This window comes from Roseibium sp. (genome assembly GCF_965216085.1).
Lineage (GTDB): Bacteria > Pseudomonadota > Alphaproteobacteria > Rhizobiales > Stappiaceae > Roseibium.
In genome coordinates this window covers 903,178-918,354 of record NZ_OZ244138.1, presented here as the reverse complement: position 1 = coordinate 918,354, position 15,177 = coordinate 903,178, and the positions used below count along the sequence as shown (strand labels likewise).

The following is a 15,177-nucleotide window of genomic DNA, read 5'->3' as shown; positions in this document are numbered from 1 at the left end:
CTAAATAAGGCGGGAGGGATCGAGAGCCTGCACCACGTCAAGTGGCAAGTCCGATTTCCGGTGAAGGCAAAGATCCGCCACAAGCTGAGATAAGGCAGGAGCTGTCTGAACACCATAGCCACCTTGCCCGGCAAGCCAGAAAAATCCGTCCGCATCGGATGCAAAACCCACAGCAGGGGTCCGGTCTTTCACAAAGCTGCGCAGGCCCGCCCAGCTGTGTTCAACACGGGCGACTTCCATATTCATCATCTGTTCAAAACGATGCAGCCCCTCGGCCAGTACCATGTCATCGGCCCAGGCATCATGCGGCTCAACAGGGTCTTCATCCGCTGGCGACACCATAAACTTGCCCGCATCTGGCTTGGCGTACCAGGTCTCCGCAGCGCTGGCGACCAACGGCCAGGACGTGACATCGAGCCCGTCCGGTGGCGGTACGATGGCTGCGGAGCGGCGCATCGGCTGTAGGCCGACTTTTGTGACGCCGGCCCGTTCTGCAACAACATCTGCCCAAGCGCCAGCCGCGTTGATGAGGATTGGAGCCTCATACGTCTCTGCTGGCGTCGTCACGCACCAAAGGCCGTCTCGCCGTTGGATCGTTTCCGCGGGTGCACATGTTTCAATCTTGGCACCGTGCTGCTTTGCAAGACGCAAAAATCCTTGCAGCAGACGGTCAACATCAATGTCCTTGGCCGCCCGCTCTATGGCCACGGCCGCTATTTTTTCTTTGCGCAGAAGCGGAAACAGCCCCACCGCCTCGTCGGCGCTTAAAACCTCCATCCCTTCCGCGCCCTCAAGGTAAGTATAGAACGCGTCCAGCTCGTCTTCGGTTGCCACCAGCATCTCACCGCGTGCCGACAAGAGGCTCTGATCGGAAAGACCATCTGGACAATCCAACACTGGTTCTGATGTCGCGTTCAATGCACGCAAGGTGGCATTGCCGTAATTGCGAATGAAAATGGCGGCCGAACGGCCGGTTGCGTGTCGCCCCGGAGCATCTTCCATCTCCAGCAAAGTAACAGAAGCATCTGGCGCCAGCCGGGCCGCAGCACCTGCCCCGGCAATACCGCCCCCGATAATGAGAAAATCAGACCGGATGGTCATACGTTTTGTAATCCTGTGAGAACACTGGTGAGATTCTGGCCGAGTTCTTCAGACAAATACCCACCTTCCTGGACAAAGAGTACGGGCAGGCCAAGGCCAGCAATGGCCGCACCGATCCGAGCAAATCCAGGCGTGGTGATGGCCAAACCTTTCAAGGGATCCTTTTCATAGGCGTCCAGCCCAAGCGCGACAACAACTATGTCCGTTCCAAACGCTTGAATTCGATCAAAGGCCGTATCAAGCGTTTTCAGATATTGATCATCTCCCGTCCCTCTCTCCAGTGGAAGATTGAGATTGGCGCCGCGGCCGTGACCTTCACCACGTTCATGGTTATGGCCCCAGAAAAACGGATAAAAGCGGCTTGGATCGGCATGAATGGAGATGGTCAAGACATCCCCGCGCTCATAAAAGATACCTTGGGTGCCATTGCCGTGATGGACATCGATATCGAGAATCGCCGGGCGTTTACCAGCCTTGAGCAAGTGTTCGGCGGCAATACCGGAATTGTTTAAAAAGCAAAATCCGCCAGCAAGATCGGCAAAGGCGTGATGGCCAGGCGGACGGGAAAGCACATAGGCGGATTGTTCCCCTGCCAGCATCAGATCAGCCCCTTCGATCGTGCTCTGCGCTGACCAATAGGCTGCGTCCCAGGTCCCCGCCGCAATCGGGCAGGCTGTATCTGCTTGATGGTAACCTGCTTGTCCGACCGCAGACCGCGGGTAGCTCGCCGTGCGCCGATCCGGATGGACATTCGGGATGACTTCATCAGACGCGTTTTCGATGCGGCTCCAACGCTCGTGAATGGTTTTCAGAAAAACGAGATATTCCGGGGAATGCAGAGCTGCGATTGGACCAAGACCGTGATCTGCTGGCGCCAGGAACATGCATCCGGCCTCTTTCGCCCCGTTCTGCAGAACTTCAATCCGCCGCGGCTGCTCCGGATTGGCCTTTTGGGTGCCGTTGGCCATAAAATGCTTGGGATCATGCTTCCACTGGCGGTCATCAAAGATGGCTTTCATAAATGGTTCCTCAAGTTTTCCAGCGCATCTCCTTTGAGGGCAAGCACTGTTTCATCTGGCAAGTCTTTGAACCCAAGACGCTCATAAAACCGGCGCGCATCGGTGTTGTGGTTGTGAACAGCGAGTTTTAAAAACCGGATGGTCCAATCGCTTGGCGCCTCCGCAAGCGCGGCTTGTAACAACCGCTGCCCCAATCCCTGTCCGCGAGCGTGATCCGAGACCCAAAGATCAGATACATAAAGCCCAGCGCCGCCAAGGCTGGTGGAAAACACTGGTGAGGCAATCAGGACGCCAACCAATGCTTGGCTTTCACCCTGTTCTGCCAACAAGGGAAAGAAAGCTGGCGTCTCCCCAAATCCGTGCCGCACAAGATCGTCTGCATCTGCTTGATGGGTTTCACCCAGGTCGGCCGAGAGTTGCGCTAGCGCCTCATTCAGGCGGCCGGCATCAATGGCTGTTGCTTTGCGGATGACTATACGGTTCATGTTGGAAACATCGATTCTTCTTTGTTTTTCAAACTAAGCATAATGCGTGCATTCCGCACCGGCGCAACCGATTGCTTTTGTTTTCGTATATTTGGTTCGCCATCCCCCAACCTGGAAAACATCCAAGGCTTCCTTTCCTGGCCGGGTCAGTAAGGTCAGGAACGGTGGCCTCGGCGCCTGGCCAGAACTCTGTCCTGATAAATGCTGGGCACGTCAAGGTCAGGTTTATCCAAGACGTAATTCAACTCATATTGAGTTAGCACATGGATCTACACGGCAAGAATTGACATGTGTCTAATTCTGGTCACACTTTATTAAATACTTGATTTTTGGAATTTTTCGAAAGTAGGCGATCTGGAACGCCCTATCTTCCACGTCTGTTATCCGGCGGCTGTTTTTAAGATTTTTGAACTTTGTTCATTGCTTGGACCATCTCTTTTACGCGCTGTTCAGAAGTCTGTTTGAGACCGCCAGCCGGTGCAAAACTCAATTCTTCATCACTATCAGCAACCACCACTGAACAAGAGGTATGGAGTTCTCGAACACCCGTTGCCTGAATGATTTTTCCGGCATTTTCGGGTGTCACCCCGGAACCCGGCATAATGCTGATCCGACCAGAGGCGGCTTCAACAAGTTTCCGGATCAAAGGCAAGCCTTGCTCTGCCGCTAGCTCTGCGCCCGATGTCAGAACTCGCTCAAAACCAAGGCCGATTGCCACTTCCAGGTCCGCAATCGGATCCGGGACTGTATCAATAACCCTGTGCAAGGTGCGCCCCATTCCTGTCGCTTTGGAAGACAACCGCTCAAGCATGTCCCTATCAAGACTTCCATCATGGCGTTGCGCGCCCAAGACAACACCAGCAAGGCCGAGAGACAATGCCATTTCGATGTCTCGCGCCATGATCTTTTCTTCCTCTTCTGAGAAATGGAAAAACCCCGCACGCGGACGGATCATGACATAGACAGGAACTGGAAGGTCCGCAGCAGCGGACATGAGGCCACCCGAAGGCGTCAGGCCACCTTCCGACAACGCAGAACAGAGTTCAATCCGCCCTGCCCCACCTCGAACTGCATTCCAGACGCCCTCAATCGTATCAACGCAGACTTCAAGCAGCATCTTTGGCTCCCGGCCAGCGGTCAATCCAGGGTAAGCGGAACGGCGGTCTTGAGATCCTTTGAGATGCGGATGAAGTTATCCGTCGGCCTTCCAACAACTTGAAACGGCGCCTTCGATATGAGGTCGAACGGCGTTTTGGTGGCGGCGTTCAAAGCATCTGCCAAGGGAATACCAACCTGCTCAACGAGCATGCGGACGGCAGTCAGCAAATCAAGATCAGCGCCCGCCAAAGTGCCGTTCTCAAGGGTCAATTTCCCCCCTGCCCGCAATATTTTCCGGCCATCGAGTTCAAAGGAGTTTGTAGCAGTTCCAGCCACGGCCATGGCATCACTCACCAGAAAAATTCTGCCCGGCTCCTGTTTGGAAGCCCAGGCGATCCGGATCATATCGGGATGAACATGAATGCCATCTGCGATCAGCCCGGCTGAGAGGTTACCTGACGCCAAAGCCGCGCCGACGACACCGGGTTCGCGGTTTCCCATCTGGCTCATGGCGTTGAACAAATGCGTGACGCAGCGCGCGCCCGCTTCCGCATAGGCCATAACGGTGTCGAAATCGGCATCCGAATGCCCGATTGACACCAAAACACCAGCCTCAGACAGCGCTTTCACTTGATCCAGGGAAACGTTCTCCGGGGCAATCGTGACGAGCAGCGCAGGAAGCTGCTTTGCAGCCTGAAGCAAAGTTTCAAGATCGCCATCCTCCATCGGCCGGATGTAGGCCGCGTCGTGAGCGCCTTTCCTGGCAACAGACAAATGCGGGCCTTCCAAATGAAGGCCAGCAACTCCCGGCACCGCTTCTCCTACAGCTTCGATAACTGCCGCGATAACAGCTTCCGTCGTTTCAGGCGTGTCGGTGATCAGTGTCGGCAAGAAATGGCGCGTGCCCAAAGACCAATGCGCCTCAGCGATCCGGCGCACCGTCTCAACACTGGGCGTATCGTTGAGCATGATGCCACCACCACCATTGACCTGAAGATCAACAAAGCCAGGGCTGATGCAATCCTCGCCGAAGTCGATGATCCGCGTATTATCAGCGACACTTTTAACGGGGCTGATACGCTCCAACCCGTTTGGGCCAAATAATAAACCAGCGCCGGTGTGCAGTGTGTCGCCGTCAAAGATCGCAGCCGCTTTTACAAGAATAGTCTCGGTCATACGGTTTCCGTGACTTTGTTCAAATGCCTTGGGGCATCCGGATTGATGCCTTGCAGTCCGGCTACATGTTCCACCAATCCATAAAACGACACGATGGACGCAATCGGATCCGTCAGCCAATGATCCGTGCGAATTACCGGGAGAACATCTGCCTTTTGTGCATTTGAACTGGTCACAAAAACCCGAGCGCCCATTTGAGACAGTTTATCAGCGACATCCACCACGGCTTGCTCGGCTGCATCGGCGGCGGCAAAGGCGATCACCGGAAAATCTTTTGAGACAATTGAAACCGGCCCGTGCAGCACTTCAGCCGAGGAATAGCTTTCGGCGTGAAGCTGGCACGTTTCCTTGAACTTCAACGCAGCTTCATTGGACACGGCCCAGGATGGTCCGCGCCCCAGTGTAAACAGAGACCCAACATCCTTGCTCGGCGCCGCTTCCGACCAGTCGCATGTCACAGCTTTTTCCAGATCTCTGGGGAGATTTCTGATCGCAGTGATGAGCCCGGCATCAGACTTCAACTCAGCAAGCAACCAGAGCCCAGCAACAAGCGAGGTTACAAAGGTCTTGGTTGCAGCGACCGACAGTTCCGGACCAGCATGGATCGGAACTGTCGCTGTAGAGGCATTCGCCAGTGGTGAGCCTGGATTGTTCGTGATTGCGAGCGTCGTCGCACCACTATCCGTCAGCGATTGCGTCATCCGGGTGATGTCGGGGCTTTTGCCAGATTGAGACACCGAAAAGCAAAGCATGCCCTTCGCGCGCAAATTGGCGCCATAGACCGAAAAAAGCGACGGACCGACGGAAGCCATTGGCAAACCAAGGAGTAGTTCCGCAGCGTATTTCAAATACGTGCAGGCATGATCGGAAGAACCGCGCGCCACCGACAAAAGGCAGCGAATATCGCTGCCACGCACTTCAGAGGAAATGGCTTTGATGTCCGCTTCCCCTGCGCTCAGCAACCGCTCTACAGCGACCGGTATCTCAGCGATTTCCTGTTTCATCTTGGTGGCCTGCGCCATCGGAAAGGCCTCACTAGTCAGACAACCGGAGCTCTGCGACAAAGTCATAAGCATCTCCGCGATAGATGGATTGGGTAAATTCAGCGACACGTCCGCTTTCAAGATAAGAAATCCGCTGGATCTTCAGGCCTGCAGTCCCTTCAGGAACACCGAGCAAATGCGCTTCGACTGGCTCCAGATTGATTGCCGCAATCTTCTGTGTTGCTCGGACCGGCCGGTGACCGTGTTTTGCGAGCACCTCGTAGAGAGAGGTCGCAACCTCAAGCGGGTTGGGAAGGATATCAAGCGGCAAAGCAGCACGTTCTAGTGCCATAGGTTGACCGCCGGCTTCGCGCAATCGATAGATGCGCGCCACCTGGTCTTCATGCGAAAGGGACAGCGTCCTGATTTCATCCTGGGTAGGCATGAACACTCCGCGCTCCAACCACCGGGAACTCGTTTCCATGCCGCGATTGGCCATGTCCTCGGTGAAGGATGTGAGGTGCGACAGGGACTGCTCCACCCGCGGTGGCGCCTCCCGGACAAAAGACCCTGACCCCTGGCGCTGCTCGATCGCGCCATCCTTGACCATCTCCTGGATGGCCTTTCGGACCGTAACTCTGGAAAATCCCGTAATATCGGCAATTTCGCGTTCAGGCGGCAAAGAACTATTTGCCGGAAGAAGACCTGTTTCAATCGCCTCTTCCAGTCGCTGGCGGAGCTGCACGTATCTTGGGCCTGCGCTTTGCGTAAACCATTGGTCAGGGACAAGGAAATCACTTAGCATGAGACCTGCACCTCCTCTGCAAACATTCGGGCTAGAGAAACAGCTCCATCAAGCGGCGTTCCGGTGGCGGCCGATAAGCTGCTTTGAACATCTGCTGTGAGATACGGCGCCAATTGCGGCGCTAATCCGCCGGTCAAACACACAGGCAAATCCGCCGACCAGCCAATTGCACGCAGATTTCGCTCAAAGTGACTTGCCGCTCTCTGGAGGAGAATTTGCGTGACAGGGTCATTGGGAACATCAAGGATAATCGGCGCCAACTCGCCAAAATCTGCAGGCCTCGCGTCGTTTGCGAACTCCAATATTCCGGAAGGTCTTTTAAAACGGACAAGCAACGTTTGAGTAAGAGCGGTCTTTTCCAGAAGTCCATCTTCTGCATCAAGAACCAAAGCCAAGGCACTTTTGCCAAACCAGGCCGCTGAACCACAATCACCCAGGATTGCCCCCCAACCGCCAGAGAATTTCTTTTTACCGCCTACTTGAACTCCGAAAAACGACCCGGTCCCGCTGTGAATCAGCGCCCCGTTCCTCGCACCGAGAGCACCCTGTAGCGCAGCAGGGCGATCATCTTCGACTTTCATGAAACGAAGCGGCAGCCCTTCCTTGAGACGCGCCAGATTTTTTTCGGCATGAAACCCTGCCAATCCAAGGTAGGCCGGCATTTTGCCGAGATCTTCCAAAGCAAGGCCAGCCTTTCCAGACAAGCTCGAAAGTCCCAAATTGATCTCGTGAACAGCCGCCTCAATATCGGTCGTCACGTTCGCCGCCCCGACCTCCACCCGCATGTTGCCAGCTCCTGACACCAACGCCAGACGGCACCGAGTGCCGCCGCCATCTACAGCGAGAATACAGCTATGCGCAGGTTCAAACATAACAATACCTATATAATACCTTTCAGCAAAATCAATTAAAAAAACAAGACCAACCGCGCCTCACCGCCCTCAAACCGCAAAATTCCCTGAATCAAAATTAAGGTCTGGACAAATGGTATTAAAAAGGTATTGTTCTGTTGATTGAAGGAGGATCGCGTGCCGAAGGCCACCACAGAAAAGCTGCATCATTTGGCTGCCGGGATCGATTCCCAGCCCGCAGCAGACGTGGCGTCCATTCTTATTCAAGGACAAATTTCAGCCGCTCAATCCGTGGAAAATGCCAAAGCTGCAATCACCACAGCAGCTATGGCCATGGCCCGAACAATCCGCGCCGGCGGTTCGCTTTATTACATTGCCGCCGGTTCTTCAGGGTTGATGGCCGCAGCAGATGCAATGGAGCTTGGCGGCACGTTCGGGATCCCTGCCGATCAAATTCGCATCATGATGGCAGGAGGCATTCCAACTTCGGCTTACATGCCAGGAGATACCGAAGACGCAACTGCAGACCTGGAAGCTAATCTCGCAAACCTATCGGAAGAAGATACGGTCCTTGTGGTGTCGGCAAGTGGATCAACGCCCTACACGCTCGAAGCTGCGCGCCTTGCAGTCGCCGCCAAATCGACCTTGATTGCCATTGCCAACAATGCGGATGCGCTATTGTTCGAGATGAGCACTCACGCGATTTACCTGCCGACAGCGCCCGAAATCGTTTCCGGCTCGACCCGCATGGGCGCTGGCACCGCCCAAAAAATAGCACTTAACACATTGTCGACACTCATGGCCCTGGAGTTGGGGCACATATACGACGGAATGATGGTGAACCTGCGGGCGGACAACATCAAACTGCGCGAACGTGCACGCCGCATTGTCACAACGATCACAGGTGCAACGCTAGATGCAGCATCTGCAGCCATCGAAAAATCAAACGGCAATGTCAAATACGCCTGCCTGCTTGCCGCAGGCGCGCAAAGCATCACAGAGGCATCTGACCTTTTAGGAGATAGCGGTGGGCACCTACGCCCAGCGCTAGAAAAAATTCGGGCAAAGACCCGATGGGAAACAACACATCATCGAACAGAGGGGACACGCTCATGAAACTGAAAACGTTAGGTATTGCCCTTGCATCAACAGCGCTGGTTAGCACAGCTGCGATCGCTGAAGATGTCACACTGACAATTGAAAGCTGGCGGACGGACGATCTGACACTCTGGCAAGACAAGATCATTCCTGCCTTTGAGAAAGACAATCCGGGTATCAAGATTGTTTTTTCGCCAACGGCACCAACAGAATACAATGCTGCCCTCAATTCTAAACTAGCGGCTGGCAGTGCTGGCGACCTGATCACCTGCCGCCCGTTTGATGCCTCCCTTGCACTCTTTGAAGACGGTCACCTGGCGGATCTCAACGACATGCAAGCCATGTCGAATTTCTCCGATGTTGCGAAGTCTGCCTGGCAAACGGATGATGGATCCGCTTCCTTCTGTGTTCCGATGGCCTCAGTCATTCATGGGTTCATCTACAACAAAGACGCCTTCAAAGAACTTGGCCTAGAAGCCCCAAAAACCGAAGATGAGTTCTTCGCAGCGCTCGCCAAAATCAAGGACGACGGCAGTTACATTCCGATGGCCATGGGCACCAGCGACCAATGGGAAGCGGCCACCATGGGCTACAACAACATCGGTCCTAACTATTGGAAAGGCGAAGAAGGCCGCCAAGCCTTGATCAAGGGCGAACAGAAACTGACGGACGAGGCCTGGGTCGCCCCTTACGCTACACTGGCAAAGTGGGCGCCATATCTGGGTGACGGTTACGAAGCCCAGACCTACCCAGACAGCCAAAACCTGTTCATGCTCGGTCGCGCAGCGGTCTATCCGGCCGGCAGCTGGGAAATCGCCGGCTTCAATGCGCAAGTCGACTTTGAAATGGGCGCCTTCAAAGCGCCGGTCAAAAACGCCGGAGATACTTGCTACATCTCTGACCATACGGATATCGGCATCGGAATGAACGCTGCCAGCCCGAATGCAGAGGCTGCAAAAACCTTCCTGGCTTGGGTCGCAAGCCCCGAGTTTGCGTCAATCTTCGGCAATGCACTCCCAGGCTTCTTCCCGCTGTCAAAAACACCGGTAGAGCTGGAAGATCCACTTGCCAAGGAGTTCGCGAGCTGGCGTGGTGAGTGCGAATCCACGATCCGCTCGACCTACCAGATCTTGTCCCGCGGCACGCCAAACCTGGAAAACGACACCTGGGGCGCAAGTGTGGCGGCGATCAAAGGCACAGAAACTCCGGAAGCACTGGGCGCCAAACTTCAGGAAGGCCTGTCCAGCTGGTACGCACCACACAAATAAGCAACACACCTAGAAACGTACCTCCGGGTAGCCATTGAGCTACCCGGATTGGCATCGGAGGCCGCATGAACCGCCCCCGCATTCGCTGGCATATTGTCGTTTTTCTGGCACCTGCAGTGCTTGTTTATTCGACGATCATGATTTTCCCGCTGTTTAATACCCTGCGTCTGGCCCTCTATAGCCGCATTGACCAGGAGCGGATTTTTGTCGGCCTACAAAACTTCATGACGCTCTTTGGCGACCCGGTCTGGTCTGACCAGTTCTGGAATGCTCTGGGTAACAATATCTGGTTCTTTGTCATCCATATGCTCGTCCAAAACCCGATTGGGATTGCGCTTGCAGCGATGCTATCTCATCCAAAGCTCCGCTTCGCGGCTCTTTACCGGTCTGCCATTTTCATTCCGACTATTTTGTCCTTCGTCATCGTCGGATTTGCCTGGAAACTTATTCTTTCGCCGATTTGGGGGATCGCACCGTCGATGCTAGACGCCGTCGGATTGAAATTCCTGTTTACACCTTGGCTCGGTAAAGAAGAATACGCGCTGACAACCTTGTCACTGATTTCCGTTTGGCAGTTCATCGGTATCCCGATGATGCTGATTTATGCCGCGCTCTTGTCGATCCCGGAAGAGATCCTGGAAGCCGGAGAGATCGATGGAATTACCGGCATGGCAGCCTTCTGGAAGATTAAGCTCCCTTTGATTTTGCCTTCGATCGGGATCATCTCCATCCTGACTTTTGTCGGCAATTTCAACGCTTTTGACCTGATTTATGCTTCCCAAGGCGCTCTGGCCGGGCCCAATTTCTCCACCGATATTCTCGGGACCTTCTTCTATCGCACGTTCTACGGTTTCCAGCTTCAATTGGGTGATACGCACATGGGTGCCGCCGTTGCCAGTGCCATGTTCGTGATTATTCTAGCTGGCGTGAGCGTCTACCTTTTCGGCATTCAAACCCGGCTCCGCCGGTACCAATTGTGAGGTCGAAAGAATGAGCCAGGCCCGCACCAATCCCATCAACACTTTGGCAATGCACGGCGCGTTGATCGTCTATACGCTGATCGCGCTGTTCCCTGTATTCGTCATCCTGATCAACAGCTTCAAGAGCCGGAAGTTCATATTCCGCGAACCGCTCGCATTTCCAAGTGCGGACAGCTTTTCGATGATCGGTTATCAGACTGTGATGAAGCAGGGAGATTTCTTCCTGTATTTCCAGAACTCCATGATCGTCACGGTTGCATCCCTCTTCTTCATTCTGTTGTTTGGCTCGATGGCGGCCTTTGCATTGAGCGAATACCGGTTTCGCGGGAACATGTTGCTCGGACTTTACATGGCGCTCGGCATCATGGTGCCGATCAGGATCGGCACCGTCGCGATCTTGGAAATGATGGTCACAACAGGTCTCGTGAATTCGCTCTGGGCACTAATCCTTGTCTACACCGCTCAAGGTTTGCCACTGGCTGTCTTCATCCTGACAGAGTTCATGCGTCAGGTGTCAGATGACCTGAAAAATGCCGCAAGGGTCGATGGCCTGAGCGAATATACAATCTTCTTGCGGTTGGTCTTGCCGCTGGTCCGCCCGGCTTTGGCAACCGTCGCGGTTTTCAACATGATCCCGATCTGGAACGACCTTTGGTTCCCGCTGATCCTAGCACCGGCTGAAGAAACTAAGACGCTGACGCTCGGCAGTCAGGTCTTCATCGGCCAATTCGTCACCGACTGGAACGCAGTGCTCTCGGCGCTGTCCATGGCAATATTGCCGGTCTTGGTCCTTTACGTGATCTTCTCTCGCCAGCTGATCCGCGGCCTCACATCAGGAGCTGTCAAATGATCCGTGCTGTTATTGCCGGGCTTGGCAACATGGGCGTGTCCCATGCTCTGGCCCTTCACAAACACTCCGGTGTAGAGATCGTTGGTTTGGTCAACCGCTCTCCGGTAGACTTACCTGATGAATTGAGAACCTACCCCCTCTTAAACCATTTTGACGATGGATTGGCGCTCAAACCAGATCTTGTTGTCGTCGCGACTTACTCCGAAAGCCACGCGGATTATGCTTGTGCTGCGATGGGGGCCGGCGCCCATGTTTTCGTTGAAAAACCGCTGGCAACAACTGTCGAAGATGCTGAACGGGTGGTTGCAAAGGCTATAGAGACCAACAGAAAACTGGTGATCGGTTACATCCTTCGTCACCATCCATCCTGGGTTCGTCTGATCACCGAGGCTCGCGATCTTGGCGGTCCCTTCGTCTTCCGCCTCAACCTCAATCAACAGTCTTCCGGCCCGGAATGGGAAACGCACAAATCCCTGATGCGAACCACAAGTCCAATTGTCGACTGTGGAGTGCATTATGTTGATGTCATGTGTCAGATCACAGATGGAAAGCCAGTCCGTGTTAATGGCATGGGGGTGCGTCTTTCTGATGAGATCGCCGAGGACATGTACAACTATGGCCAGTTTCAGGTGGTTTTCGACGATGGTTCCGTCGGATGGTACGAAGCCGGCTGGGGTCCGATGATGTCGGAAACAGCCTTCTTCGTGAAAGACATCGTCTCGCCGAACGGGTCTGTTTCCATCACTGACGGCAACAAAGGTGCGTCTGCGGATATCGACGGACACACCAAAGTCGGCAGTATCCTTGTACATCGGCCAGAAGGCGATGAGACCATCGACATGCCCGATGAACCTGGCCATCAGGAACTCTGCGATGCAGAACAAGCCTATATGGTTCGGGCGATCGCCGAGAACATCGATCTGACCCGTCACATGCAGGACGCCGTTCAGTCTCTTGCAATCTGCCTTGCGGCCGATGAAAGCATCCGCACCGGCCAACCGATTACCTTAGGACCAGCGCAATGACCGCTCTTTCTCTCACTAATGTGCACAAGTCGTTCGGCGCAGTTGAGGTTCTAAAGGACATCAACATTGAGGTCGAAGAGGGAGAATTTGTCGTCTTCGTCGGCCCGTCCGGCTGCGGCAAATCCACTTTGCTTCGGATCATTGCGGGTCTTGAAGATGCGACCTCAGGAGAGGTACGGATTGGTGGCGACATCGTCAACAATACCCCGCCGTCCAAGCGCGGCATTGCCATGGTGTTCCAGAGCTACGCTCTTTATCCGCACTTGAACGTGCGTGGGAACATGTCTCTCGCTTTGAAACAAGAAGGGCACAGCAAAACAGAGATCAATAACCGGGTTGCCGAGGCCAGCCGGATGCTCAATCTGGAAGAGTATCTCGACCGGTACCCATCAGAGCTTTCCGGCGGCCAGCGCCAGCGGGTTGCCATTGGGCGGGCGATTGTTCGGCAGCCCAAACTTTTCCTGTTTGATGAGCCACTGTCGAACCTTGATGCCGCGCTCCGAATGAACACTCGACTGGAAATTGCCAACCTGCATCGCCAGCTTGGCACATCGATCGTCTATGTGACCCACGACCAGACAGAAGCTATGACATTGGCTGACAAGATCGTCGTTCTACGTGACGGCCGCGTCGAACAGATTGGTAGCCCGATGGAACTCTACAACGATCCCGTAAATCAGTTTGTCGCCGGGTTCCTCGGTTCACCATCCATGAATTTCTTGCCCGCAGACGCTATAACACCGGGAGATACCCGCACACTTGGAGTTCGGCCTGAAGACCTTGTTGTTGCAACTGACGGGCCAATCAAAGCGATCGTTCAGCATGTGGAACATCTCGGCGGCGACACCAATGTGATTGCTAAGACCGGTGAGAAACAAATCACGGCACGGTTTTTTGGCCAGCATGACATTCCAGAAGGGCAGGAGGTCTCTTTGGGTTTTACAGCCGAAAAGGCCCGTTACTTTGATACCGAAGGTCGCCGCTCTGTTTAACAGTGCGGCGAAGCTGGCAATCAGCCCCAAATTGACGTAGGGTCATTTTTATACTACTTTTGATTGAATTCATTTTATTATTCAGCGGCTTTTACTTAAAATTTAGCCATTCCCCCTACGCTTCAGCCAGCTCACCTAAGTGGCACAGAGCGAGTACAGTCCGTACGAAAGGGCCGATGATGAAAACAGGTGCTCCCGCGCCCATTGGGGAAACTGATCTACAACGCCTGGAGACCTACGGTTCTGCTGTGCGCCAAATGCGGGCTGGGCAATTCGACAAGGTGACCGCACCAAACAGTGTTGCAAATCCGATTGATGCATTCGGTCACGAGTTGGCGGAGCTCGGCCAGTGGCTCGAAGTAAGGTTCAGCGAATTTCGAAAACTTCAAGAATTGTCGGAGGAAATTGGCAGCGAACTGTTTGCAGAAAACGTTCTCGACAGAATATACAAAACCTTTCGCTCGCTCATTCCTTATGACCGGATCGGCTGCGCTCTTTTGGAAGACAATGGCCAGTCGCTGTGTGCCTATTGGGCAAGAGCAGATTACTTGGACACGCGGATCAACAAAAACTATTCAGCGAAGATGACGGGCAGCAGCCTGGAACAGATTATTGCGACTGGGAAGCCGCGGATCATCAATGACCTTGAAGAGTATTTGGCCCAAAACCCAGGTTCAAAAGCCACACGAACAATAGTTGCAGAAGGCATTCGCTCCAGCTTAACCTGCCCGCTCATTGCCAATGGCAAACCTATCGGGTTTCTATTTTTTTCTAGCCGCGAGAAAAACACCTACGATAATGTCCATCATGACATTTTTCTGCAGATTGCCGGTCAAGTCTCAGTTTTAATCGAAAAGAGCCTGCTCTATCAGCAGCTGTTCGACCTAAACACCCTCCTTTCTGAGGCGCATCAACAATTAAAAGAACAGTCGATGCACGATGCACTCACTGGTGTTTTAAATCGGGGAGCGATATTCGAGCTGCTGGAAAACGACCTTAGCAAAGCCAAAAGAAACAACAAACCGGTCACGGTCATCATGGCCGATATTGATCACTTCAAGTCTGTCAACGACGACCATGGGCATATCGCGGGTGACGCAGTCCTGCATTTAGTCGCCACTCGGATTAAAAACGCTTTACGCGACTACGATCACGTCGGCCGCTATGGCGGCGAAGAATTCATGATTGTTCTCAGCGACACCGACCTTACGGCGACCGCCGATATTGCGGAGCGTGTGCGTCAATCCGTTGAGGTCTTGGAAGTACAACACGAGGATCATACCATCCAGGTGACCCTAAGCCAGGGTATTGCAATGTCCAACGGCAGTGAATCGATTGATGATCTCGTTGCCCGAGCGGATAAGGCACTTTACCGAGCCAAGCAAGATGGCCGAAACCGCTATTGTATGGAAACCTCCAGCCTCTACTAGACACATCGCAAATGGG

At 54.0% G+C, this 15,177-nt stretch carries 15 protein-coding genes; 7 read left to right on the top strand and 8 right to left on the bottom strand.

What is annotated here, in order from left to right; all coding sequences use genetic code 11:
- From ACOOFE_RS04290 to ACOOFE_RS04255, 8 genes are all read right to left on the bottom strand, one after another.
- Complete coding sequence (locus tag ACOOFE_RS04290) at window positions 1-1,101, bottom strand: NAD(P)/FAD-dependent oxidoreductase (protein WP_420413812.1); 1,101 nt, start codon at window positions 1,099-1,101, stop codon at window positions 1-3.
- Complete coding sequence (locus ACOOFE_RS04285; RefSeq protein ID WP_420413811.1) at window positions 1,098-2,120, bottom strand: histone deacetylase family protein; 1,023 nt, start codon at window positions 2,118-2,120, stop codon at window positions 1,098-1,100. The genes ACOOFE_RS04290 and ACOOFE_RS04285 overlap by 4 nt, the downstream gene beginning before the upstream one ends.
- The gene (locus tag ACOOFE_RS04280; protein WP_420413810.1) at window positions 2,117-2,605 is read right to left on the bottom strand and encodes a GNAT family N-acetyltransferase; all 489 of its coding nucleotides are present in this window, start codon (window positions 2,603-2,605) and stop codon (window positions 2,117-2,119) included. Before ACOOFE_RS04280 ends, ACOOFE_RS04285 begins: the two co-directional genes overlap by 4 nt.
- A gap of 397 nt (window positions 2,606-3,002) precedes the next feature.
- Entirely contained in the window at window positions 3,003-3,722 is a 720-nt protein-coding gene (locus ACOOFE_RS04275; RefSeq protein WP_420413809.1) for a copper homeostasis protein CutC, read from the bottom strand.
- A 20-nt stretch (window positions 3,723-3,742) separates the two neighbouring features.
- Complete coding sequence (gene nagA, locus ACOOFE_RS04270) at window positions 3,743-4,879, bottom strand: N-acetylglucosamine-6-phosphate deacetylase (RefSeq protein WP_420413808.1); 1,137 nt, start codon at window positions 4,877-4,879, stop codon at window positions 3,743-3,745.
- Window positions 4,876-5,901, bottom strand: coding sequence for an SIS domain-containing protein (locus tag ACOOFE_RS04265; protein WP_420413807.1), 1,026 nt, complete (start codon window positions 5,899-5,901; stop codon window positions 4,876-4,878). Before ACOOFE_RS04265 ends, nagA begins: the two co-directional genes overlap by 4 nt.
- 13 nt (window positions 5,902-5,914) lie before the next feature.
- Entirely contained in the window at window positions 5,915-6,667 is a 753-nt protein-coding gene (locus ACOOFE_RS04260) for a GntR family transcriptional regulator (protein WP_420413806.1), read from the bottom strand.
- Window positions 6,661-7,452: a BadF/BadG/BcrA/BcrD ATPase family protein gene (locus ACOOFE_RS04255; protein WP_420413805.1), complete on the bottom strand. Its 792-nt coding sequence runs from the start codon at window positions 7,450-7,452 to the stop codon at window positions 6,661-6,663. The genes ACOOFE_RS04260 and ACOOFE_RS04255 overlap by 7 nt, the downstream gene beginning before the upstream one ends.
- 243 nt (window positions 7,453-7,695) lie before the next feature.
- Between ACOOFE_RS04255 and ACOOFE_RS04250 the strand changes: the two genes are divergently transcribed.
- The 7 genes from ACOOFE_RS04250 (at window position 7,696) to ACOOFE_RS04220 (ending at window position 15,161) form a co-directional block, all read left to right on the top strand.
- Complete coding sequence (locus ACOOFE_RS04250; RefSeq protein WP_420413804.1) at window positions 7,696-8,634, top strand: N-acetylmuramic acid 6-phosphate etherase; 939 nt, start codon at window positions 7,696-7,698, stop codon at window positions 8,632-8,634.
- A complete protein-coding gene (locus ACOOFE_RS04245; protein WP_420413803.1) occupies window positions 8,631-9,884 on the top strand; it encodes an ABC transporter substrate-binding protein in 1,254 nt (417 codons plus the stop codon). Before ACOOFE_RS04250 ends, ACOOFE_RS04245 begins: the two co-directional genes overlap by 4 nt.
- A gap of 65 nt (window positions 9,885-9,949) precedes the next feature.
- Window positions 9,950-10,864, top strand: coding sequence for a carbohydrate ABC transporter permease (locus ACOOFE_RS04240; RefSeq protein ID WP_420413802.1), 915 nt, complete (start codon window positions 9,950-9,952; stop codon window positions 10,862-10,864).
- Window positions 10,865-10,874: 10 nt separating this feature from the next.
- Window positions 10,875-11,714, top strand: a complete 840-nt coding sequence (locus ACOOFE_RS04235; RefSeq protein ID WP_420413801.1) for a carbohydrate ABC transporter permease — start codon at window positions 10,875-10,877, stop codon at window positions 11,712-11,714.
- On the top strand, window positions 11,711-12,739 hold the full coding sequence (locus tag ACOOFE_RS04230) for a Gfo/Idh/MocA family protein (RefSeq protein WP_420413800.1): 1,029 nt from the start codon (window positions 11,711-11,713) through the stop codon (window positions 12,737-12,739). The genes ACOOFE_RS04235 and ACOOFE_RS04230 overlap by 4 nt, the downstream gene beginning before the upstream one ends.
- On the top strand, window positions 12,736-13,731 hold the full coding sequence (locus tag ACOOFE_RS04225) for an ABC transporter ATP-binding protein (protein ID WP_420413799.1): 996 nt from the start codon (window positions 12,736-12,738) through the stop codon (window positions 13,729-13,731). Before ACOOFE_RS04230 ends, ACOOFE_RS04225 begins: the two co-directional genes overlap by 4 nt.
- A 59-nt stretch (window positions 13,732-13,790) precedes the next feature.
- Complete coding sequence (locus tag ACOOFE_RS04220; RefSeq protein ID WP_420413798.1) at window positions 13,791-15,161, top strand: diguanylate cyclase; 1,371 nt, start codon at window positions 13,791-13,793, stop codon at window positions 15,159-15,161.
- Window positions 15,162-15,177 lie beyond the last annotated feature (16 nt).